The sequence below is a fragment of the Microbacterium sp. P5_E9 genome (genome assembly GCF_054049175.1).
In genome coordinates this window covers 1-610 of the sequence record NZ_JBFUMV010000093.1, presented here as the reverse complement: position 1 = coordinate 610, position 610 = coordinate 1, and the positions used below count along the sequence as shown (strand labels likewise).

Annotated in this window: 1 protein-coding gene and 1 pseudogene; both read right to left on the bottom strand. The window is 65.2% G+C overall.

What is annotated here, in order from left to right:
- Positions 1–99, bottom strand: a pseudogene (locus ACXJ3V_RS20400) (L-threonylcarbamoyladenylate synthase); the annotation flags it as partial.
- Positions 96–610: N5-glutamine methyltransferase family protein (locus ACXJ3V_RS20395; RefSeq protein ID WP_457102179.1), on the bottom strand; the 515-nt coding region annotated here is incomplete at its 5' end. The gene ACXJ3V_RS20395 and the pseudogene ACXJ3V_RS20400, both read right to left, overlap by 4 nt.

Below are 610 nucleotides of genomic sequence, written 5' to 3'. Positions count from 1 at the left end.
CGGGAACACCACGCATTTGTGCTGGCGGATGGCCCGCTGGGCATGCTCCAGCCCTTCAGCCCGCTGGTCGGCTGCCGTACAGTCATAGGTTGTGGTCACTGGCCTATTCTTTCATCACTATGGTCGGACGGTTCGGCRAGGACCGCGCTGGTGGCACGTTCCTTGCCGTTGAGGTCCACGTGCGTTGTCACATCGGACCAGCAACCGGAGTTCTTCAGCATCGCTGCGATCCACGTTGCCTGGACTTCGGCGTGTTCCATCACGAAGTAGCCGCCGGGAACGAGCAGCCGGGCAGCGGATGCCGCTGCCGCCGTCGGAAGTTCCATTCCGTCCGCTCCCCCGCCGTAAAGCGCCTCGGGCGGATCGTGCAGGGCCACCTCGGGTTCGTTGGGAATCGCTTCCGCGGGAATGTATGGCGGATTCGACACCACGACGTCGAAGGTTCCGTTGTGCTCCGGCAGCGCATCGCGAAGGTCCCCGCGGACCAGTTTGACGCCCAGCGGCGCCAGGTTCCGTGCCGCCCAGGCATGCGCGAATTCACTGAACTCCACTGCGTGGACTTCCGCACCGGGCACCTCGTGCGCCACCGAGCCCGCGATGGCTCCTGAGC